This is a genomic window from Candidatus Paceibacterota bacterium (genome assembly GCA_041661265.1).
Classification (GTDB): Bacteria; Patescibacteriota; Minisyncoccia; order JAHIHE01; family JAGLIN01; genus JBAZUT01.
The window spans coordinates 38,766-60,544 of the sequence record JBAZUT010000010.1; the positions used below are offsets into that span (position 1 = coordinate 38,766).

The window sequence follows — 21,779 nt, forward strand, 5'->3', positions numbered from 1 at the left end:
ATTATTAAAAGACTTTCGCCGTGCATATTCCAAAGCCCCGGACTAAAGTTTTGCGCTTCCCGGTTTTGCCGGATCATATCCATTCTGAACCTCATCCCCATCGCTGTATCCATCCCTATCCGTATCCGGATCATTGGGATCTGTTTTATAGTAACTCTCCATATAGTTATCAAGGCCATCCTTGTCCGAATCGAGGCCTGCGCTGCCGCCCTCGCCGAAGAACGACCCGCCATTCAGTTCTTTGAAAAAATTAGCCGCTCCTTCCGGTTTTTCAATATTGACCGGCTGATTGAATTCGCTATACGAGATATCGGCATTGAAGCCTACATTCATTTTGACATCCGAATCACCCGGTTCTTCAGTGCCCGGTTCAGGCTTCTTGTCTGCGCCAATAGGAGAATTGGTCAAGAATTCAGGACACTCATATCCGGCAATTTCTTCCAGGGAATATCCGGATCTCCCGGTTGAGTCAGAACACCATTTATCTTCCACGCCGGAAAGATCCGACCATATCACATAAGCATCCTGGCTTGACCTCACATTCTCCGGTTTGAGATCTGAATATACGGGAAGCTTATAATTCTCATAACTGCTATTGTTATCGTCGAAATATATTTCAAGACCAGTTCTCACTTGTGCAACTTCCGATTTCGTTTTCGCATCCTCGGCCTTAGCTCTTGCGGAACCGAACGTAGCATCCGTGAATTTTTTGATATATTGTTCATTGAAATTGCCTTTCATGGTTATCCTATAGATCAGCCTGTCTGTTTTGCCGATCCAGATCTCGGATTCGATATTCTGGAATCCTTCATTTATCAGGTCTTTATAATTTCCTTCGACATCTTTTTTCATTTTTTCCAGGCTTGATTGCATCTCTTCCAAGTTCGCACCTTTATAGTTCGACGCCATTTCTTTCAGCATATCCATATACATATACATTACAGCCATTCCATCCAAACCTGTCTTGTAATGATATACATCGGCATCATTGATCTTCTGATCGCCCAGATCCTCTTTGAATTTGAAAATTTCGTACTTATTCACTATATCCATCAGCTTGCCTATATTGTAGTTTTCATATGCCAAACCCTCCTCTTCGTTATATCCGGGCATCTTTTTCAGCTCCTCCATATCCAAAAGATACCACTTCCCTTTATATGTATTGACTTGCGGTCCAAGGATCATTCCCATTATTCCGAGATCCAGAGCATTGATCCTGTAGTATGCTTCTTTCGCTCCAAAAGATCTGCCTTCTAGCTCCAATGAATAATCCTCACCACCGGCCTCTCCCGTCATTTCCAATTTGATCTTCATGTTCGCCTCGCTCTTGGCATTTTCAATATCACTTGCATCGGTTTTGCCGCTTAGACCGACATTCAGATCGTATTTATAGCTTCCTGTCTGTTCCGTGACCGTGTCATATACAAGATTAACATTTCCGTTTGAAGTATATGTCTTCAGCCCTCTCATTGCATTTATGGAAGATTGGATTATATCCTGAGGACCCTCCCTTTTGACCAGGACATTTTCCGGTTTGAAAAAGAATACAGCCGCAGCGATCGCAGAAACCATAAACAAAACCGCAATGATCAATATTATCGGCAATTTATTCTTCTTTTTCAGATCACTTTTGCCATATGCGGCAGTCCGGTCAAAAGAACCATAGGGTGTTTCATTTTCTTTGAATTCGGTTTTGGACTTTTCCGTAACGGGTATCGCCTTGCCCGAAACTCCTTCTTGCCTTGGAACGTTATTTCTTTGATTTATTCTCGATCCGATGCTTCCGCCGGCAACCGCGTTCATGCTTATTCCATCTTTATTCGATTCTGATATCAGTTTCTCCTCGGGACCGCTCACGATCTCGTTCTTTGGATCAAGTTTCGGGACAACAAACGCGCCCGGAACCGGATTTGCATTTGCACTGTTCTTATTTTTGTTTTCCATGTTAATTTGTTATAAATTATATATTTGTATTACTGAACAGTTATACACATGCGCGGCCGGCATAAACCTACGCCCCAAGAATCTCGCATATTTCCGCTGGCCGCAACTATCAAAACACGTCATTTCACAAAAAACACACGGACCATTTTTTTCTTATCGATCTCTGTATTCACATATACACCCCATCCAAACGGAAGCATATTTCATTTTTTATATTATAACAAAAATTGCCGCAAATCACAAACCCTCTCTTCCAAGTTCTTCAATAAGCTGCTTTTGTTTCTTTGAAAGCCGATCCGGCGTATTGACCTGCACCGTAACGAACATGTCGCCCTTTCCCCTGCCCTCAAGATGGACTATTCCCTTCTCGGAGAGCTTGACTATCTTTCCGGACTGGATGCCCGCCGGAATCTTCAGCTTCAGTTTCCCGTATAAAGTCGGTATTTCCACCTGAGATCCCAGAACTGCCTGTGAATAATTGATGACCAGCCTATAAAAAATATTATCTCCTTTTCTTTCAAATTTTTCACTGGGCTTCACATGGACCGTTATATAAAGATCTCCATAAATTGACTTTCCGTTTCCCGGCCGCGGACCCGCCTCCCCCTGTCCCGAAAGCCTGATCGTCTGGCCGCTTGCGATCCCTGCCGGTATCTTCACCTTGATCGTTTTGGTGTCTTTCACTCTTCCGTCTCCGCCGCATTTTTTGCATGGCTTTTCCGTCCTGGTCCCCTCTCCGCCGCAGTCCTCGCATGCCTCCATCTGCGAAAAATATCCGAACACTGTCCGTTTTTCTTTTTTCACATATCCCTGGCCGGAACACCTCTTGCATGTCTTGACCTCGCTTCCTTCTTCAGCGCCCGTTCCTTTGCATTTTTTGCATAGTGAAGATATGAATATACTGATCTCCCTCTCGATTCCGGTGGCCGCATCTTCAAGGTCGATATCCAGATCCACAGAAACATCATTTCCTCTCTTCTGTTCTCTCGTTCCCTGACCTTTCTGCCCGAACAGGTCGCCAAAAATATCGCCGAAACCCCCTCCCTCATCGCCGAATTCGAATTTGATCCCGCCCTGGCCGCCGCGAAACGCATTCGAAAAACCCGAAAAATCAAACCCTCCAAAGCCTGCGCCCTGGCCCGCTCCGGCCTGATCGAATGTCGAACCGAACTGATCATATTGAGATCTTTTTTGCTTATCCGAAAGCACCTGATATGCTTCATTTATCTCTTTGAATTTCGCCTCATTTCCACCTTCTTTGTCGGGATGATGCTTCAGCGCGAGCCTTCTATATGCCTTTTTTATCTCATCGTCCGTCGCGTTCTTTGAAACGCCGAGAGCATCATAATAATCCTTATTTGCCATATGTGAATGAATTTTATATTAATGTTAACTGATCGTAAGTTTACCACAATCTGAGCGAAAAAACAAGATTTTTTTGTAATTTCCGTTATTTGGAACGCATCAATTTTTTCAATTGGATCATTTCATCCCTTGCGATCGCCGCTTCTTCAAATTTCAGGTTCTTCGCAAACTCCCTCATCTCCGCCTCCTTGATCCTGATCAGCTCGGGAATGTCTTCAAAACTCTCGATCTTCAGATACTCCGCCGGAACTTCGGGCTTGATCTCATGGTCCACTATGCTTTTTATTTTTTTCTTGATCGTTGCAGGAGTGATGCCATGCTTTTTGTTATAGGCCACCTGTGCCGTTCTTCTCCTGTCAGTTTCACTGATGGCTTTTTTCATCGATCCTGTCACGACATCCGCATACATGATAACTTTTCCCGAAACATTCCTTGCAGCTCTTCCGATAGTCTGAATAAGCGATGTCTCGCTTCGAAGGAACCCCTCTTTGTCGGCATCAAGGATCCCGACCAGGGTAACTTCGGGAAGATCAAGTCCTTCGCGAAGAAGATTGACTCCGACCAGACAATCGAATTTTCCGCGCCTGAGCTCTTCCAGGATCCTGATCCTGTCCAGTGTTTCCACCTCGCTATGGAGATATTTGGAATTGATCCCAAGCTCTTGCAAATATTGATCCAGGTCTTCCGCCATTCTTTTTGTGAGAGTCGTAACAAGAATACGCTCCTTCTTCTCGGCCCTTATTTTTATTTCCCGCGCAAGATCGTCCACCTGATCCTCCAGCGGCCGCACCTCGATCGCCGGATCGACAAGCCCCGTCGGCCTGACGATCTGCTCAACGATCTCGTCTGACATCCTTTTTTCATATTGCGCCGGAGTGGCCGAAACAAATACAGCCTGACTGACCTTTTCGCGGAACTCTTCAAACTTCAAAGGCCTGTTATCATATGCTGAAGGAAGCCGGAAACCGTTTTCTATGAGCGATGTTTTTCTCGCCTTGTCCCCTTCATACATCGCTCCGATCTGCGGAACGGTCACGTGCGACTCATCGATCACGACAAGATAGTCCTTTGGGAAATAGTCCATCAAGGTATATGGGGCCTCGCCTCTTTTCCTTCCCGTGAGATATCTCGAATAGTTCTCGATCCCGCTGCAATATCCGATCTCGCGTATCATTTCAAGGTCATATTTCGTCCTGCGCTCCAGCCTTTCCGCCTCAAGAAGCTTTCCTTCTTTTTCAAAAACAGACAGCCTTTCGCGCAATTCTTCTTCGATCTCCCCCAGAGCCGACTTGAGAAGTCCGCCTTCCACGACAAAATGCTTTGCGGGATACACGAGAATGTCGCGATGATCCGCAACTTTCTTTCTTGTAAGGAGCTCATATTCAATGATCTTCTTTATGACACCCGATTCCATTTCGATCCTGAACGCAACTTCATCTCCGGGCGGAACGATCTCAAGAACTTCCCCGTGAATCCTGAATTTTCCGCGCGAAAGAACCTCACTTCTGGAGTAGTACATCCCGACAAGATTCGCGATCAGCTTTTCCCTGTCAAAATGCCCGCCGGCATTCAGGAACATCACCTCGTTTTTATATGCCTCAGGAGATCCCAATCCGTATATACAGGAAACCGAAGCGACGACAATGACATCCCTACGAGACATAAGCTCGCTCGTCGCCTTATGCCTCAATTTGTCGATCTCTTCATTGATCTGGGCTTCCTTTTCTATATATGTATCCGTTGTGGCAAGATAGGCCTCGGGCTGATAGTAATCGTAATATGAAACGAAATATTCCACGGCGTTGTGCGGAAAAAATTCCCTAAACTCGCTTACAAGCTGTGCCGCCAAAGTTTTATTGTGCGCGATAACCAGCGTAGGCTTCTGGACGTTTTCAATCACATTCGCGACCGTGAAGGTTTTTCCGGATCCGGTCACGCCCAAAAGCGTCTGGTTTTTGAACCCCTTCCTGACGCCGGCCGTCAATTTTTCAATGGCCTGAGGCTGGTCTCCTGCAGGCCTGAATTTCGATCTTAATTTGAATTTATCCATATTTAAATCATATCACATACTATTCCAAGCCTCAATGCCGATAATTAGTTCCTGATAGAATATTACCACTTCTGCCTGTCAATGACAGTTTATATAACTATTTCATCAGATACTAATTAACACGGAGACAAAAAAATGCAGCTTTTAAGCTACATATAAATTCATCTTTTCACTCTGACCTCATAAGACGCCGTCGGATTGGATCGCTGATCGCCATTTGCCGTACCGGCATTCGGCTTCCAGTCCACAATATCATAACCTCTCCGTTCAAGTTCCTGCAATCCCTGATGTAACGCCAGACTGTTATCCGGCCTCGAATCTGTGACCTGTATTAAAATGAAAGAACTGCCGCTATCCTCGATTATTCTATATGACGGTTCATCGCTTTTGCCGTCAGCCACATCATTAGTCCCATTTTGGACACATCCTGCCAATAGTGCTATGACCGCCAGCAGACATAAAATTATCAATATTCTTTTCTTTTCCATATATGCCTCCCGTGGATCTTTTCCACAGCTTTATATAATAATGCACAATTCCGAATCCGTCAATACGCAAACGCACTTAATGTTTCCACGGAACCTTGCGAATTAAAAGAAAAAGGACGGCTTGAGGCCCATCCGTTTATTCGATTCTCCAATCCCGGAATTTTTCAGGCAGTCTTTTTATGGACCGGAGGAAATCGATCGTAGTTTTTATTTCCTCCTTAAGCGTAGGCAGATAGCTTTGCGCAAACGTATTATCCAGATATTCTTTGGCCGAAAACTTTTTCAGTTCATCTTTCTTCTCTTTCAGCCACCGCTCGATATCTTCATCCGTCATCAGTTCCGATTCCGTTTTTCCCGGATTTTTCTCCAGTATTTCCGGAGGCGTGCTTCCGATGCCTTTATGATCTTCCGCAGTTACTCCCAAAGGTCCGAAAACCTCAAAGTTTTTTTTGGCCGCTCTAAATATTCCCATAAATTCATTTTCCATTTGAAATCACTGCTCCTTTTGTTCTACATGACAGCATAGCATGTATCCGAGTCGAGTCAATGTTCAATGCCTGCTTTCTGGCCGCAAAGAAGTCATACCCCGCATTTCATCGCTGCAAATTCGAACAACATAATAAAAAAGCATATATTTATTTAATATGCTTATGCAGATGCTCTGCGTTTTTCGTTATAATCTTTTATCTCATCTCTGCGCTTGATGATATCATCGATCTTTTTTTTCGCTATAAGGCAAGCGCCTTTCCAAATCTTCAGAAATTCTGTCGCCGTACACTCGCGTATGATCTCGATGCCGTTGTTTTTCAAGATCGAAACTCCTCCCAGTTCCCAGTCCATAAGCACACTGCAATGAGTCACGATCAGCCCATTCTTCCGGAGAGCTTTCGCCGCTTCGACCTTGGAATGCGCTAGCGATATAACATCGTCGATCATGAGAACGATGTCTCCCGCACTGAATTCTCCTTTTATCTTTTCCAGGATCCTTCTTTTTCCTGCTATTACGCCTTTTTCCAGATAAATGATCTTCTTCTTGTCCGAATATTCCTTGTTCCACACTTCTACGAACTTTTCAGCGAAAGGTTCTCCGGCACGCGGAAGTCCGACAACGAGATCGAATTTGATCTTCTTTCCCCTGATCGTTTTTACAAATTCTCGCGTAATTTCCTCGATAAGCTTATTGGTCAATTTCCCTTCGGGATAACGCCTTAAATTCAATTTCATCAGAGATCTAGGCGCCTCAGGATCCTCCTCGTTGAACTTGAATTTTGATTCCTCGAAAACGGGGATCTCTGCACGATAAATATCTATGGCCAGCTTTTTATTCATTTTATCCTCCTTTATAAGAGCAATCCATCTCCATTAAAGCTATCAAAATACGATTTCAATGTCAATTTAATTTATAGCACCATTCTTGCATCGACCGGGACTTTCTAATCCGAACCGCATGCCATGATGTGAATTATTAAAAAAAGCGCTTATATTATTGCGCCTGTATGAATCGCTTGAGAGTATCACTCTCTGCATCGTTTAACGTTTTTTCTCATGCTGTTTATTTTTTGTTCCGCGTTTCGGATCTCTTCTTGTATTTTCAAGGCTGCCCGGACTGAATCGCCGACATTTTCGGGCGGCTGTCGGATAGGACGGCCGATGACAAGCCCGGTTGCGCCGAACAGGATCGCATCGTATGGCGTCATAACGCGCTTCTGGTCTCCGCTGGCGGCCCACTCGGGACGCACTCCGGGAGTGATCTTCAGAAGATCATCGAATTCCTTGTGCTCCGCAAGATACTGCAGTTCCTGAGGCGAGCATATGATGCCGTCTGCGCCTGCCTCCTTCAGCATGCGGGCGAATATCACGACTTTCGATCCGGGCTTATCTCCGAATATCGATTCGCATTCTTTTTCGTCGATCGATGTCAGCACAGTCACGCCGAGGACCAATGCACTCCCCTTGTTCTGAACCGCCTTCTTCACCGATTCTTTCCCGGCCGATGCATGCACATTGAACATTTTGACTCCGATCTTCACGACCGATGCCGATGCTCCTGCAACCGTATTCGGAATGTCATCAAACTTCCCGTCCCAGAAGATCTTTCCGTCCAGCAAACGGAACAAGGTACGTATTTTCGCGAGATTTTCGGCTGCTTCCTTTTCGGACGATGCAATGACCGACGCAAGCATCGAATTGATGAATTCCAATCCGATCTTGAACGTTCCGACATACGGATTCAATTTCTTCACAAGTGCTATCGCTTCATCCGCATCGTTCACGTCAAGCGGAAATATTATTCTGTCTTTCGGTTCTATGTTCATTTGTCCACCTCTTTGTTTTGTTTTTTTTAAGATCAAATTTTTTCGCGAGCGTGCATTCCTTTTAAAAAAAGGAGGAGCGCTCTCCCGGTAATCCGATCCAAAATAAAAATAGCAGGATTAATTCCCGCTGTCAATTTTCTTCTTTCTTTTTGTTTGTTTTGTGCGCGGCTTATTGAGGGAAAGCTTTTTGACCTTTTTGATGATTATGGTCTTGATGTTTCCGTCTTCATCAATCAGCTTCACTTTGATGGGCCTATGGGTCAATGGGTGGATAATGAGATAAAAGAGCATAACTCTTTCCAATGACGGATATTTATTAAGAATTATTTCCCTTGAACTCATAAGACTGGCAATGTGTGCCCGATCTTCCTCTTCTTCGCTCGCGAACGCCGGCCACATACCACAGGCATTATGGTCCGCAAGAACGCATACTCTCGCATTATGCGTAAGATATGTCGTGAAGTCGATCCACAAAGCCTTCTCTTTGGTCTCCATCCGCTCATATAGCTCATCTGTTTTTTTTATATCGTAAAACGATATGACCCTTGATCCTCCGGCTGTTGTCAAAATATCCATTTCCCAGCACTCGTACATTCTTTTGAGGTATTTCCTTATAAATGCCGCAACTCTGTAATCGCCGCAAGTTACAACCAGAACCTCGGAAAAATGACTTTGCGCTTTCCTCTTCTTTATTTTTGGTTTTTTTAAACTTTCACCTTTTGTCCGAATTTTAATCCTCTCCTTGATTCGATTCAGGCATTATACTCCTAGTTTTATCGGCGTCAAGGGCCGGTTTTTTCGGATATCTTATGCTTTTTCGCTTAAATAAGGCCGATTCCGTCTTTATTTCTCTTTTTTATCACTATCTTCGCTTTTCTTTACCATGGGGAGGACCAGCAGGTAAACCTCATACATGGAAATAATGAAAGCCAAAACACCTCCGAGCAAAATAAACAAAGGCGATGTTTTCAGCGAATCATCGAGATACTTTCCTCCGAGGATCAGCGCTCCGACGGTGATAGACACAACCAAACCTATCTGCGTTACAAGGCTGAGCGGATAGACCAGACTCACAAAACTGTTCTCTTTTTTTTCTTTGGACATATATTTATATTATTAATATCATTTTATCATACGACACGGTAAATTCAAACAAAAATACCCGCAAGACACGCGAGTATTTTTTATCTGAAATATGACTTTTGACTTTTATAGACTGCTGACTGTTGGCTTTGGACTATATAGACCTTGGACTTTAGACTTTATAGACCTTGAGACTTTTGACTTTAAGGACTTTTATCTTTATAGACTTTTGACTTTAAGGACTTTATGGACTTTATGGACCTTCCAATCACTTGCTTCTTTTCATCTTGACTCTTTCATTCATGTTTCGAAACTGCTTCCTGAGCCTGACAGTCTTCGGAGTCACCTCGAGATATTCATCCTCTTTCATGATCTCGAGTCCTCGCTCAATGGTCATCCGAAGCGGAGGAGTAAGCTTGATCGCTTCTTCCGACCCGGAATTTCTGACATTCGTAAGATGTTTTCCCTTGATCGGATTCACGTTCATATCGGTTCCTTTCGAGATATTTCCGATCACCATTCCTTCGTAAACATCGGCATTTGCGTCAACATAAAGCTCTCCCCTGTTCTGAAGATTGAAAAGTGAGAATGCGATCGCTTTTCCTGTCTCAAGCGAAACCATGGACCCGACGGAATGCTTTTCGATCTCTCCGACGCACTCCTTGAATCCTGTCACTCTGCTGTATATGATCCCTTCTCCGCACGTGTCGATCACGAATTCCCCACGATATCCCAAAAGCCCTCTCGTCGGTATCTCAAAGATTATGACCGTGTGTCCGCCCTCCTGTTTCATGTTCGTCATAAGCCCGCGCCTCTTCGCCATTTTCTCAATTACAACTCCGGAAGATTCATTCGGAACATTTATTATCACTTCTTCGAACGGCTCCAGTTTCTTGCCGTTCTCTTCCTTGATGATGACCTGAGGCTGCGAAACCTGAACTTCATATCCTGCACGCCTCATGTTCTCAAGAAGCACCGAAATGTGCAGCTCGCCTCTCCCATAGACCTTATAATGATCCGTAGAAGAAAAATCTATCTTAAGGCCTACATTTATTTCAAGTTCTTTTTCCAATCTTTCGCGAAGCTGCCTGTTTGTTACAAACTTCCCTTCCCTTCCCGCAAATGGCGAATCGTTCACGAAAAATTCCAGAGATATGGTCGGTTCGTCAACTTTTATGGCAGGCATTGCGATCTCATCCTCTTTCTCGCAAAGAGTTTCGCCGATATACACATCGGGAATCCCCGCGATCATGACAATATCCCCGGCGCCTGCTTCCTTCACTTCCTTTTTTGCGATCCCGTGAAATGTATAGAGCTTGGTTATCCTCTCCCTTTTCGTCTCGCCAGATATTTTTTTCGCAAAAATGCTTTGTCCGTCTTTGATCATGCCCTGATATATCCTGCATATGGCAAGACGTCCCAGAAAGTCATCATATCCGAGATTGAAAACCTGCATCTTCAGGGGCGCGTTCTGCGACTTATCCATTGAAGCGACCGGAACTTTCTCCAGGATCATATCCAGAAGCGGAGTCAGATCTTTCGAATCATCTTCAAGTTTCCTCTTTGCGATCCCGTCTCTTGAAATGGAATAGATCACCGGAAAATCAAGTTGTTCATCGTTCGCACCGAGATCCATGAATAATTCGAAGATCATCTCATGAACCTCTTCCGGTCTTGCAGCCGGCTTATCTATCTTGTTTATCACGACAATGGGCTTCAATCCAAGCTCGAGTGATTTTTTCAGTACGAATTTCGTCTGCGGCATGGGACCTTCCTGCGCATCCACAACCAAAAGAACCGAATCGATCGACCTCAAAACTCGCTCAACCTCAGAACCAAAGTCGGCATGCCCGGGAGTGTCAACGATATTGATCTTCGTATCCTTGTAGAAGATCGAAGTATTTTTCGAATAAATAGTGATCCCTCTTTCCTTTTCCAGATCGTTCACGTCCATCGTAACGCCTTCTTTTGACATCCCTGTCTGGCGCATTATAGAATCGGTCAAAGTTGTCTTGCCGTGATCAACGTGTGCAATTATTGCAATATTTCTTATTTCCATGTTTATATAAAATTATTCATCAAAAAATCTGCCTTTAAGAAAAGCAGAATAGCTTTCTAACGCTATTATTTATAACAAATTTAAATACTCTTGTCAAGTTCTTTGATGTATTTTCTCCGACGCGCATACATTTCGTGCTTTCTATATCATCCGATCTAATATTGTATAGGTCAAAGTTAAAGACGCCAAACGGCGCCTTTAACGGATATTCTTTTTCGAATTATAGATTATTTGCCTTCGCAACAGGTTCCGGATGATTGCCCGACGGATCGGTATGCCCGCTATTCTCCGGCTCTGCGTTCAAAATCAATGCATCCTTTATCTGCGTCCAGGTTGAATCGGGATTAGAGAAGATATACAGCGCTGCCGCTCCCGCCACATGAGGAGATGCCATGCTTGTTCCGCTGATCGTATTATATGCGCCGCCTTTCCACGTTGAACGGATATCGACACCCGGAGCGCCAAGATCGACAACTGTTCCGAAATTACTGAAAGTTGCAAAAGTATCGTCTATATAATCGCCATAATTAGTATTCGGTCCGCTCCCTCCGAACATGCCGTCAGAATCAGCTAAAGCCGAAACTGTGATCACCGCATCGTCATAGGCGGATGGAACGTGATTACTTGCATTATCCCCTTCGTTTCCGGCAGCAACAACATAAGTCACTCCGGCATCTCTTGATCTGCATATTGCTTGATGCAATGCATCATTATCGGTATTTCCACAACTATTATCGCTTGATCCCGGACCTCCCAGGCTCATATTTGCAACTTTTATATTCTTATCCAAAGCATTTGCAGTAACCCAGTCGATGCCGCAAATAACAGACGACCATGTGCCGCTTCCGGCATTATCAAGAACCCTGACTGCAAGAAGCTTTGCTTTCGGCGCAACACCGACGACTCCGATGCTATTGTTCAGCGCTGCGATCGTTCCTGCGACATGAGTTCCATGTCCATTCCCGTCTTTATAGTTGCCAGGTTTGCCCGTTGAACAATTTATCCCGCCGACAACTTGTCCCGCAAGGTCGGGATGGCCTGTATCGATCCCGGTATCAATGACAGCCACAACAATGCCGGCGCCCTGATTGCCCAAGTTTTCCACATTGATCCGGTTCACTCCGGTTGGAATAATTTGTGCGGGCTGTATAGATCCCGGCTTCCCCGAACCGCTTCCGCCATTCCTGGAATCTGAAACATCATATGCATGAACAACCCTGTCTTCGGTGACGAATTTCACCCGAGGATCATTCTTCACCTTGGCCAGCTCCGAATCGGAAATTGACGCTGCGAAACCCTTGATCGCATGCTTATACGTCACCAGATGTCCAAGGCCGTGCGCCTTTTCCATCCCATCAACAACCCCATCAACATCCTCCACGTCGTCATTCAGAACGATTATATACTGCCCCGGAACTTTATTATTTTCCAAGTTTTCCCGGTTAGCAACCGTAAAATTTATTCCAGATGCCCAGAACGCCAGAGCGACTGTCAGCACAAAACCTGCTTTCATATAGTTTTTCATGTTTTTGTATTAATCGAATAAAACATTGCGTTTCCCGCTGAATGTACCCTAATTATAAAACTATTTAAAATTATGTCCATACCGCGAATTGCATCACTTTTTGAAGTATTTTTTTACGTCGGCATAGACCGTTTTATCAAGCATGTCTTTGTGTTTTTCCAGATTTTCTCTCGTCAGGCTGCCCGATATCGGAAACATTTTCCTTTCGGGATCCACAAGGACATTTTGTGCATGCAAAGCTTCAGCGACAAATTTTCCATACCATTCACTCGAATAAAAATGAGTAATGTCCATACCCCTGACCTTTTCCAGAATATAATCCACCTGCGCCCTGATCGCCTCATCGTCTTTGCCGATCCTTTTGGGACTGTCATATGCCTCGATCACCTTCGCTTTCGGATAGAGCCGTTTTATCCACCCCGACCGAACGTGAAGCGGAACATCGGTCACATCCGGCTGATCATAAACCATCACCACGAGTTCATCCATATCCCTCAGCGCCGTCTCTATCAAAAACTGATGCCCCTTGTGAAGCGGTGCGAATTTGCCGATCGTCAGTCCGATCTTATATTGATTAGCCATATGTAATTATATCGAAATTAAAATATCCGCATTGCCATAGTTAAATTCTATGATCTTTCGCGCAAAGTCATCACACCGATAGCCGCATCGTAATGAAAAGCTATTCGGACTTTTCAATCTTATAGCCGATCTCAATGGCGGTAACATTATGATTTTCAAACGTAAAATCAACGTAATTGCTCTTTTCTATTTTTGAATTGTTAAATCCGGCCTCTATCTCATTAACCGTAACAGACACAGCCGACGCATTTTTCGGCAGAAGAATATGAGCTGTGACTTCGCTCAAAGCGCCCGACAATATAATATTTATTTTACCGTCAGCTTTGTTTATATTTTCTTCATAAGCAACATAACCATCGCTTGCTCCATATCTGATTGCAGCTTTTGCCGAGTTGATACCGGCAGCCGGCCATTTTGGAGAGAAATATAATTGATCGAATTTCCTATTAAGATCCTTGACGCCTATCAGTTCTTCGACGAATGCCGACAAGAAAGCGCTGCTGCCCCAGCCGTCAGTGGATAATGTCTGCGATCCTGCTCCCGGCTTGCCGTCCGGCCAATACCAAAGATATGTTTTATTGCCTGCATCTGCGGTCATTTTAATATAATCGCGTATATTTTTGATCCCATATTCTTCAAAGCCGTTTCTCAATGCTCCGGCAGAAAGCTCTCCGCCCACCAACGGCATAATGCTTCCATTGACATATCCCCCGCTCTTTTCCGCATCCGTATTGGTATTAAATCTATCTGCTCCATAATCAGGATTAATACTGAACCACTCCTCGAAAACTTGTTTTCCGTTCCAGGTCGCGCCGGCACGGCTTTGATATTCTTTGATTATGCTTTTGGCCTGTTCGCTCGATGAGAAATCATCACGATTTATATTATACACGTTTCCCAGGCTCAAGATCTCGCTTTCATCCATTTCGACGGGAGGAACCGGATCTTCAAGATGAAGAAAGCTTCTGTAATAGCCACGCTCGGGATCCCATAAATATTTGTCCGAATTTTCTTTTATGCCTTGAGCGGTTTTTTCCCAATAGGCCGCCTTCGTGTCATTTCCCTGCATTCTGAAAAGTTTGGATAATATTTTTGCAGCCTGATATACGCCTGAATTATCCGATGCAAGAATGCCGAATTTTGTATTATTGTTTATCTGATCAGAGCCGTCGCCCCATTGAAAATCCCAAAAATCGATGGTAAACGGACGCTTAACCAGCTTATGGCCATCATCCCACCGGTAAGGGTCGGTGGTGCTGTACAGCAGGGCTTTTTCCAGCTTCGGAAGAATTGAAAACATCCATTCGTCATCTCCGGTTGACTGCCATGCTCCATAGGCCGCAAGAACCGACAGATATTCCACATCCGCCTCCACGCCCATTCTGAAATTCGGACAGATAAAATCAGGCAAGGACCCGTTATCGCTTTGCTGATCGAGAAAATAATCCACCATATCGGTCACGTTTGACTCCCAATATTTAAAAGCTTTCATTTGATAGGTGTGGTCGCGGAGCCAAATCCGGTCCGTGTCGGGACTCCTGTATCCGCTGACGAAACCGCACGAAGAGATATCGCTGAGCATCCATTTCTTAACTTGCGGGAACAAACCGTCGAGTTGAGAATCTCCGGTGCTTATATAATTGCCTGTATTCAATTGGTAATGCAATTCGGAAGACACTGCTCTTCCGTTTTTTTCAAAGTAGACCTTATAATCTCCAAGCTCTCCGCCCACCGTGACCGGTATTTCTGAAATATCACTGTTAATTTGTCTTGACATAAAATTATCGTCCGGATCATCGCTTTTTGCTATCCTCAGGGTTATCGGAAGCATTTCTTTGTCCGGTTCAATTTTGACTATAGCCGTTTCCAGCGGATAATATTTAGTTTTATCGATTGAAAAGATGATCTCGCGATTGATCACATCAACCCGCCCTGTGTCATTTGTGACAGATGTTTGTTCTGTTTCTCCGATCCTGGCTACCGGATAAAATTTAAAAAAAACCAGGGCCGCAAACACAAACGCTGCCAAAATCAATATTATTTTTATTATTTTTGAATGTATCATAAATCCATTATATCAAAATAATCAGAAATACTCTAATAAACGTCAATAAATCACGATCTCCTTCGTCGGTAACAACGGCATAGGGTATTGACTAATTAAACATATATGTTATTCTTTTTTGTTCGCCATGAACCTATTTGGAGGAATTATGAAAGGTGAAGAACTGAAACAGCTTAGAAAAAACATACAGAAAACCGAAGAAGATCTGAAAAAGATGAATGCAATGCTCGACGAAGGAGAAAGAAATTGCCATCACGTCTGGGGCGAAACCATATATGCTCCGGAAACAATAAAAGGATATTTTTCTCCGGCGCGAGGACAAGGATCGCACTTTGAAAGCAGCCTCACCGTCCCCGATCAAACTATAAAAAAATGGAAACGTGACTGCAAATTATGCGGTAAATCCGAAACAACAACGAAAACAAAATTTGAAGGAAGAGAAATTCCCGTTTTCTGAACAACACCAAGCCGCACAGAGCTATTGATCCCAATATGCTCTTTTTTCATAAAAAAAGAAGCGTTTTCGCTTCTAATATCCTCTTTCCATTACTTCTTTATATTTCGCTTCATATATCAGGAGCGCCGCCGCATTGTTCGCAAAGTAAAATTGTTTCGCATCTCTATATGCATGTTTGGCTTTTCGTACGGCCAGCCTTTTAAGCTCCTTTTCGTTTATCGCGCGCATAACTTCCGCCACAACGATGTTTACATGCGATACCATGATCTCCGACGTTTTTGTCATCATGACAGGCTGCATTAACGCAACCTTCTGCCATACTTTGCTGGAATACAGTTCAATAAGCTCATCGATCTCGCTCTCGCAGAACAGTTCGTCATACACCAGAGCCAGCTCACTCATGATCTTTCCCTGTCTTTCTCCCATCCTTCTGATATAGAGCTCTTTGGCGTCATTGATCATGAAATCCATTACCAATTTCTCATCGGCATCGGTCTCGTCGTAATTAACGAGCTCCTTCAGCTGCTTGAGCTGAAGCTCGATCCCATGTTTTAATGTCTGCAAAAATCCCCCTTTAAACCCTGACACCTCGAGCATTGTTCTTATCTTGTCCATCTTTTCCGTATTTGTCATCTCTAATCACATCCTGTCTTTATTTTTTTGCGTCGTAAAGTCATCAAGCCAAATGAAGTATTATATGACTTAACCGGCCTGAGGTTTTTACAACAACGAAGTTTAAACGATATCCGGAAAAATGTCAATCTGCATCTTGTCTCGCATGGTTTCGCATCATATAGACATATTGCACTTTTGACAGACTGAAGACATGTATTTGCACGCTTTGTCCGCTACGATGCTATTGACTTTTTGCTATTAATCTGCTAAAATAGCGAGTTAGTTTAAAACTAACAACCATATGATTCAATTGCAATTTGAAAGAAAAGGAGGATCCAACATGGCAGATAAAAAGAAAAAACATGCAATGACGCTTGACCAAGAGACAAGACTTTATGGACTGTCGCTTTATATAAGAGAACTGGCCGACTTGAAAAAAGCGATAGAAAGAAAAAGACATGCAGAAGAAATGCTCGAAGTTCTTGGACTGTTAGCCGGGGAAAACATGCGCAGAGAAGCAATTCTTGAAGTTTTTGAGCTGTTTTTCGGTGAAAGAGCAGACAAAGAGGAAGCGCCGATTTCGGAATATATCAGGGACAGAAAAGCCTCCGTGCTTGAAAGAATCAAAAGAGCAGAGCGCGATATCGTGTCAGCACGAGACAACATCAGAAAAATCATTCCGATAATGAATGGCCAGATCGTAATCGGCTGGGGCGATCAAAATTTCAGAGGAATAACGCACACTTCAATGGAGTCTCTCATGAAGAAAATAGTCAACAAAGAATTGATCACTGAAAGTGATCTTGATCTAAATCCAGATTAGCTGTAAATCCAGCAAAATGCCTATTCGGTCTTCGGACTGAATAGGTCCTTTTTTTATTTGCAAAAGCCTGCCGATATTCAGACAGCCCCCTTTTAACCGACGATATTCGTTGATTTTTTGATCGTTTTGCTTTATTATAAAATCATAATGTAACAGAAATAATTCATAAATATGTTGAGCGAAAAGTTTATCATACATTCGACGATGAGCGAGGATGAGATAAAGAGAAAACTTGAAGAAAATGTCGAGATAACTTCTTCAGCATATCCCATAATATCCTTTTCAAAGATAAAGGATTACAACGGAAAAATTAACGGTTCTGCATTTGAAATAGTTGGAACTTACGGTTTTGGCAAGAAAACAATTTTATTGAATCCTATCATCAGAGGAAATATATCCGGCAATTATGTTTATATTGAACTGGAATTAAATAAATATCAGAAATTTGATTTTTTTGGAGCCTACTTCAAGATTGTTCTGATAGTTGTCGTTTCAGCGGCATATTTAGGCCATTCACAAAATAGCTCGCTAATGGATTATGTTTGGACGATCCTATTGATATTTGCCTTGTGCACTCTCCCTATTCTTGCAATCAAAATAGTATTTCGCAAAAGAAAAAAACAACTTGGAGATTTTTTCAAAGGTACTATTGAAGAAGGATGATTTTTTAGGCAATCGAATTCAATGTTCTTGCTATATCTTCAAAATTTTCATAACGAATAATTGCCGGAACATTTAAAATCTTATTCGCCGGATTTTCAGAAAACAATCCTTCTATGTAAGGATCGGAAATACTGTTGTGTATGGCCATAATTGTGGGCTTTCCCATTCCAGCAAAAAAACCGGCATCCCACCCGCGACCTTCGCTTGGGTCAAGCGAAGTGTAAATGCATAACGCAATATCGCAAGTTTTAGCTAATATATATTCCTGTCTTATTACTTCCGTTTTAGGTATGGCAGGATTATTCCAATCCCATTTTTGGATATCATCGATCATAGTCACAATCTCATACCCTAATTCTTGAAACGTCGTCCTAATCTCATCTAATTGCTTTTTTAGTTTTTCCAAATCCGAACCTCTAAATTTATATGCAAGCCATATTTTCATAATGTTCTCTTTAAAATCGTTAGATAATTGTATGTTGAATTATACCAAATTATAATACAAAAACAAAACCGATAATCAAGATGTCTTCATAAAAAAAGTTTGAGTACTGAGACTTAAACCGATGAAGAAAATCATTGTTAATAACTTTCGTGTATAAATATGCTTAAAGTTTCTATACTATCTCCGCTTACTTCGACTTCAGCACTGATATCTGAAAGAAAACCAATTTCGTTTGAACCTTTTATTATTAATTTCCCAGAACCTTTAGGGATAATATTGTCTATGATAAAGCTGACACATTCTCCCTCGCAGTAAAGTTCTAAAGGTTCTTTATTAATAAAGGCATCCATCAAAGCGGACTTTGTGCTTACATCAACTACCAATAATTAAAACTAAGGCATTAATGCCTTAGTTTTAATTATTGCAGGAGCTCGTGGACTGAGTAACAACCCTTTTTAAAAAGAAATGTGTTTATTGCGCTAAAACTCAGCCGATCTCTTTCTCCTTTTCTATATTGCTTCAAGCTCATTCTTCGTCAGTCTCACATGTACTGTCCTTAAAGCATCATAAAGACCTGCAATATTCTGCATCGTTTATCTGTTGACAAATTTATTTTAAAAACCTATGATATTTACAATTATGTGTGGCTTGTTCATTAAAAATGAAATGAAATAATGCCAAATCTTAGGAGGTTAAATATGAAAACAATGTTATTTAATGGTCTACCAGCAGTGTATGAAAATGGCAAATGGATAATTGTTTCAGCGTCATTTGGTGACATAGTAAGTCTATCAGATGAGGAAATTTACAGTTCAGAAGTTAGAGACATTTTGGCCAAAAGGGGTTTTTTTGAGATTCAAAAGGATCAAGATGCAAATAACTCTTCTCTTGTAACGCTAATCACTACAAGTGACTGTAATCTAAATTGTAGATATTGCTTTGCCAATTCAGGCGTATCAAGAAAAAACATGTCAAGCGAAATTGCGATTGCATCAATAGAAAGGGCAATCAAAAATGCTCAAGGAAAAAAATTAGCCGTGTCTTTCTTTGGAGGAGAACCAACTATAACAGAAGATCTGATAAAAGAAGTCGTTGTTCTGGTAAACGAAAAAACTCGAAATACAAAAATAACGGAAGTAGAATTTTGTATATCTACCAATGGGATGACTACGCCCTCTTTCCTGAATTTCTTAATAGAAAATAATTTTACTATTACACTTTCCATGGATGGGATACCTAAGATCCAAGACTATCAAAGGCCACTGAAAAATGGCGGCAAATCATCCGAAATAGTTGAGAAAACGATAAGACATCTAGTGAGTCGCAATAAAGAGTTTATGATAAGATCCACTATTACGGATTATTCTGTGGATTACATGGTTCAGATGATAGAATGGCTACACCGCATTGGTGCGAAAAAAGTTCATTTTGAACCAATAAGCATCGCTGGAAGAGCAGCGATGATAAAAGAAAGTGGCAAAACATTGAAAAAACCATCTGCTAAATCATTTATCGAAAACCTTAAGGAATCCATAATCAGAGGAAATGAGCTGGGTGTTTCTGTATTGAATTTTTCATACATGAATCTTGTGAATACGCCTCAAGAATTCTGTAATGGGATAATGAATAATCGTTTCGCAGTTTCTTATACAGGAGACATTACCACATGCGTAGAAGTCCAGGACAAATGTCATCCAGCAGCAGAAACTTTCATACTAGGCAAATATAGCCATAAGACGAAACAGATCATAACCCTTAAAGACATGAGAGGACATGCTTGCAAAACAATAGCTAATACTTTAAAGAATGAAGATTGTACGAATTGTTTTGCAAAAAATGTATGTGGCGGAGGATGTCCTGTAAGAAATTTTCATACAACAGGAGATTCAATTATTGTAGATCCATATTGGTGCGAATTGGTCAAGGAAATGCTGCCTTTTGTTTTAAGACTGCTCGCCGAAGAAACATTTGACAAATAAGGGCTCAGGAATTATCCTTATAAAGGAGGTACCATCATGAAAATCAAGAAAGTTAAAGTACCCAAAGGAATTTTGATAATAAGAAAACATGGCAGTTGCCCAGATTAAAAAGGCAGACAGGAATCAACGTATTTCTGTCTTTTTTTAAAGAATTAAATTATAATATATTAATTAAGTATAGTTTGTAATTATAATAAATATGAATGCAGCAGAAAACAAAATAACTGATAAAAATATAGTTCCGAAGGTATTATTTCATCTCGTACCGAAAAATCTGTTTTTGAAGTATTTGAGCCAAAACGGAGATTATGATTGTAGAAATAAGGAAGAATGGGGAATGAACTCAAAATTTATTCATACAACGACAAGACGAAAGGATTTGAAAGAACAAATTGCAGATGTAAAATGGAAAAACTATCCTCGAGAGAGAGAGTTTGTCATGCTAAAAATTTATTCAAATAGAATAAAATCAGATCTTACTTATGCCATATATGACAGTATTACTTATTATCATATATGGGAAGCACTGGCAAATAATTCATTTGAAGTGATTGATGTAAATAGAAATGATGATGGCTCATTTAATATATAAAGATTGACTTAATGTTACGTTATCATATAAGAACTAATAATCTAACTGGCAATAATCTCATTTATATAAGAACGGGCTATACAACCCGTACAGCCCCCAAGGCAAAGTCTCACTGCTCGTCCCGAGGACTCGGGGCCTGCGCTCCATAGGGCTTCCGCCCTCTGGTCCTCTCCGCCAGCTGGCGCATCGGTCACCCAGGCGGGGAACTACCGTTCCCCGACCCCCTCACGTTCTACGCCCAAGGCGCATCCGCCTCTGGCGGAGATTCCTTCGCTGGTTTATTCAATATAAAACTAAGGCATTAATGCCTTAGTTTTAATTATTGCAGACTTCTGTATCAAGAATTGGAACCCCTTGATCAGGGAACTACATCGATTATATGAAGGAATAGTTGAATTAAGAAAGGTTATGAACGCCTGATATTCTATTCTCTTGTTTTTTAGACATATATCCCTGTTTCCATTCTTCTGCCTCAAAGCCTCTCGAATCAGCTTCAGTTGTCAACTTATAAACAGCCTCTATAAGATTCATTCATCTAAGCCCAACTTTTACGCGCTTAAGCTTTATATCTCTCTGAAAAAAGGGTGACGAGAAAGGCGATTTGTGAATTTCCCTGTGGCAGAGACCACAGGGCGTCCAGTTAAATCTCGAACAATCTGAGCTGTTTAATATCTTCTTTCCTGCCCTGCTTGATTATGTATTTTTCAATGATAGCCTTATCTCCTTTCC

At 42.1% G+C, this 21,779-nt stretch carries 21 protein-coding genes; 5 read left to right on the forward strand and 16 right to left on the reverse strand.

Annotation, left to right across the window (positions count from 1 at the left end; all coding sequences use genetic code 11):
- Positions 1-42 precede the first annotated feature (42 nt).
- The 13 genes from WC788_07170 to WC788_07230 all read right to left on the reverse strand — a co-directional run bounded on the left by WC788_07170 (position 43) and on the right by WC788_07230 (position 15,476).
- Entirely contained in the window at positions 43-1,944 is a 1,902-nt protein-coding gene (locus WC788_07170; GenBank protein ID MFA6097377.1) for a thrombospondin type 3 repeat-containing protein, read from the reverse strand.
- 237 nt (positions 1,945-2,181) lie between these two features.
- Positions 2,182-3,309 (reverse strand): molecular chaperone DnaJ, encoded by a 1,128-nt coding sequence (dnaJ, locus tag WC788_07175; GenBank protein MFA6097378.1) that lies wholly within the window; start codon positions 3,307-3,309, stop codon positions 2,182-2,184.
- Positions 3,310-3,394: 85 nt separating this feature from the next.
- Positions 3,395-5,359, reverse strand: coding sequence for an excinuclease ABC subunit UvrB (gene uvrB / locus WC788_07180; GenBank protein ID MFA6097379.1), 1,965 nt, complete (start codon positions 5,357-5,359; stop codon positions 3,395-3,397).
- A 161-nt stretch (positions 5,360-5,520) separates the two neighbouring features.
- Positions 5,521-5,847 (reverse strand): hypothetical protein, encoded by a 327-nt coding sequence (locus WC788_07185; GenBank protein MFA6097380.1) that lies wholly within the window; start codon positions 5,845-5,847, stop codon positions 5,521-5,523.
- Between the two features lie 136 nt (positions 5,848-5,983).
- Positions 5,984-6,334: a hypothetical protein gene (locus WC788_07190; protein MFA6097381.1), complete on the reverse strand. Its 351-nt coding sequence runs from the start codon at positions 6,332-6,334 to the stop codon at positions 5,984-5,986.
- A gap of 161 nt (positions 6,335-6,495) precedes the next feature.
- Complete coding sequence (locus tag WC788_07195) at positions 6,496-7,176, reverse strand: phosphoribosyltransferase (protein MFA6097382.1); 681 nt, start codon at positions 7,174-7,176, stop codon at positions 6,496-6,498.
- A 185-nt stretch (positions 7,177-7,361) separates the two neighbouring features.
- Complete coding sequence (gene pyrF / locus WC788_07200; protein ID MFA6097383.1) at positions 7,362-8,162, reverse strand: orotidine-5'-phosphate decarboxylase; 801 nt, start codon at positions 8,160-8,162, stop codon at positions 7,362-7,364.
- Between the two features lie 117 nt (positions 8,163-8,279).
- The gene (locus WC788_07205; protein MFA6097384.1) at positions 8,280-8,918 is read right to left on the reverse strand and encodes a carbonic anhydrase; all 639 of its coding nucleotides are present in this window, start codon (positions 8,916-8,918) and stop codon (positions 8,280-8,282) included.
- A gap of 87 nt (positions 8,919-9,005) precedes the next feature.
- Positions 9,006-9,266: an AtpZ/AtpI family protein gene (locus tag WC788_07210; GenBank protein MFA6097385.1), complete on the reverse strand. Its 261-nt coding sequence runs from the start codon at positions 9,264-9,266 to the stop codon at positions 9,006-9,008.
- A 247-nt stretch (positions 9,267-9,513) separates the two neighbouring features.
- Positions 9,514-11,304, reverse strand: coding sequence for a translational GTPase TypA (gene typA, locus WC788_07215; protein MFA6097386.1), 1,791 nt, complete (start codon positions 11,302-11,304; stop codon positions 9,514-9,516).
- A gap of 220 nt (positions 11,305-11,524) precedes the next feature.
- Complete coding sequence (locus WC788_07220; protein ID MFA6097387.1) at positions 11,525-12,829, reverse strand: S8 family peptidase; 1,305 nt, start codon at positions 12,827-12,829, stop codon at positions 11,525-11,527.
- Positions 12,830-12,922: 93 nt separating this feature from the next.
- Positions 12,923-13,411 carry an adenylyltransferase/cytidyltransferase family protein gene (locus WC788_07225; protein ID MFA6097388.1) on the reverse strand — a complete coding sequence of 163 codons (489 nt, stop codon included), beginning with the start codon at positions 13,409-13,411 and terminating at the stop codon, positions 12,923-12,925.
- Between the two features lie 100 nt (positions 13,412-13,511).
- Positions 13,512-15,476, reverse strand: coding sequence for a hypothetical protein (locus tag WC788_07230; protein ID MFA6097389.1), 1,965 nt, complete (start codon positions 15,474-15,476; stop codon positions 13,512-13,514).
- Between the two features lie 148 nt (positions 15,477-15,624).
- On the opposite strand from WC788_07230, the gene WC788_07235 reads away from it, so the two are divergent.
- Entirely contained in the window at positions 15,625-15,933 is a 309-nt protein-coding gene (locus WC788_07235) for a hypothetical protein (GenBank protein MFA6097390.1), read from the forward strand.
- A 72-nt stretch (positions 15,934-16,005) separates the two neighbouring features.
- Here WC788_07235 and WC788_07240 read toward each other — a convergent pair whose 3' ends face one another.
- Entirely contained in the window at positions 16,006-16,566 is a 561-nt protein-coding gene (locus tag WC788_07240) for a hypothetical protein (protein ID MFA6097391.1), read from the reverse strand.
- A gap of 322 nt (positions 16,567-16,888) precedes the next feature.
- Here WC788_07240 and WC788_07245 point away from each other — a divergent pair, with 322 nt between their 5' ends.
- Positions 16,889-17,371: a hypothetical protein gene (locus tag WC788_07245; protein MFA6097392.1), complete on the forward strand. Its 483-nt coding sequence runs from the start codon at positions 16,889-16,891 to the stop codon at positions 17,369-17,371.
- Positions 17,372-17,542: 171 nt separating this feature from the next.
- Complete coding sequence (locus tag WC788_07250; protein ID MFA6097393.1) at positions 17,543-18,034, forward strand: hypothetical protein; 492 nt, start codon at positions 17,543-17,545, stop codon at positions 18,032-18,034.
- A 4-nt stretch (positions 18,035-18,038) separates the two neighbouring features.
- Here the strand turns inward: WC788_07250 and WC788_07255 are convergent, their stop codons facing one another.
- Together WC788_07255 and WC788_07260 are read right to left on the reverse strand one after the other, a co-directional pair.
- Entirely contained in the window at positions 18,039-18,440 is a 402-nt protein-coding gene (locus tag WC788_07255; GenBank protein ID MFA6097394.1) for a hypothetical protein, read from the reverse strand.
- 176 nt (positions 18,441-18,616) lie between these two features.
- Entirely contained in the window at positions 18,617-18,862 is a 246-nt protein-coding gene (locus WC788_07260; GenBank protein MFA6097395.1) for a hypothetical protein, read from the reverse strand.
- A gap of 315 nt (positions 18,863-19,177) precedes the next feature.
- Between WC788_07260 and WC788_07265 the strand changes: the two genes are divergently transcribed.
- Complete coding sequence (locus tag WC788_07265; protein ID MFA6097396.1) at positions 19,178-20,458, forward strand: radical SAM protein; 1,281 nt, start codon at positions 19,178-19,180, stop codon at positions 20,456-20,458.
- Between the two features lie 199 nt (positions 20,459-20,657).
- Positions 20,658-21,050, forward strand: a complete 393-nt coding sequence (locus tag WC788_07270; protein MFA6097397.1) for a hypothetical protein — start codon at positions 20,658-20,660, stop codon at positions 21,048-21,050.
- Positions 21,051-21,779: the final 729 nt, after the last annotated feature.

Excerpts from the sequence above, each read along its gene's own strand:
- WC788_07170 (MFA6097377.1), bottom strand. The coding sequence starts at position 1,944 with ATGGAAAACAAAAATAAGAACAGTGCAAATGCAAATCCGGTTCCGGGC.
- dnaJ (MFA6097378.1), bottom strand. The coding sequence starts at position 3,309 with ATGGCAAATAAGGATTATTATGATGCTCTCGGCGTTTCAAAGAACGCG.
- uvrB (MFA6097379.1), bottom strand. The coding sequence starts at position 5,359 with ATGGATAAATTCAAATTAAGATCGAAATTCAGGCCTGCAGGAGACCAG.
- WC788_07185 (MFA6097380.1), bottom strand. The coding sequence starts at position 5,847 with ATGGAAAAGAAAAGAATATTGATAATTTTATGTCTGCTGGCGGTCATA.
- WC788_07190 (MFA6097381.1), bottom strand. The coding sequence starts at position 6,334 with ATGGAAAATGAATTTATGGGAATATTTAGAGCGGCCAAAAAAAACTTT.
- WC788_07195 (MFA6097382.1), bottom strand. The coding sequence starts at position 7,176 with ATGAATAAAAAGCTGGCCATAGATATTTATCGTGCAGAGATCCCCGTT.
- pyrF (MFA6097383.1), bottom strand. The coding sequence starts at position 8,162 with ATGAACATAGAACCGAAAGACAGAATAATATTTCCGCTTGACGTGAAC.
- WC788_07210 (MFA6097385.1), bottom strand. The coding sequence starts at position 9,266 with ATGTCCAAAGAAAAAAAAGAGAACAGTTTTGTGAGTCTGGTCTATCCG.
- typA (MFA6097386.1), bottom strand. The coding sequence starts at position 11,304 with ATGGAAATAAGAAATATTGCAATAATTGCACACGTTGATCACGGCAAG.
- WC788_07220 (MFA6097387.1), bottom strand. The coding sequence starts at position 12,829 with ATGAAAAACTATATGAAAGCAGGTTTTGTGCTGACAGTCGCTCTGGCG.
- WC788_07225 (MFA6097388.1), bottom strand. The coding sequence starts at position 13,411 with ATGGCTAATCAATATAAGATCGGACTGACGATCGGCAAATTCGCACCG.
- WC788_07230 (MFA6097389.1), bottom strand. The coding sequence starts at position 15,476 with ATGATACATTCAAAAATAATAAAAATAATATTGATTTTGGCAGCGTTT.
- WC788_07235 (MFA6097390.1), top strand. The coding sequence starts at position 15,625 with ATGAAAGGTGAAGAACTGAAACAGCTTAGAAAAAACATACAGAAAACC.
- WC788_07240 (MFA6097391.1), bottom strand. The coding sequence starts at position 16,566 with ATGACAAATACGGAAAAGATGGACAAGATAAGAACAATGCTCGAGGTG.
- WC788_07245 (MFA6097392.1), top strand. The coding sequence starts at position 16,889 with ATGGCAGATAAAAAGAAAAAACATGCAATGACGCTTGACCAAGAGACA.
- WC788_07250 (MFA6097393.1), top strand. The coding sequence starts at position 17,543 with ATGTTGAGCGAAAAGTTTATCATACATTCGACGATGAGCGAGGATGAG.
- WC788_07265 (MFA6097396.1), top strand. The coding sequence starts at position 19,178 with ATGAAAACAATGTTATTTAATGGTCTACCAGCAGTGTATGAAAATGGC.
- WC788_07270 (MFA6097397.1), top strand. The coding sequence starts at position 20,658 with ATGAATGCAGCAGAAAACAAAATAACTGATAAAAATATAGTTCCGAAG.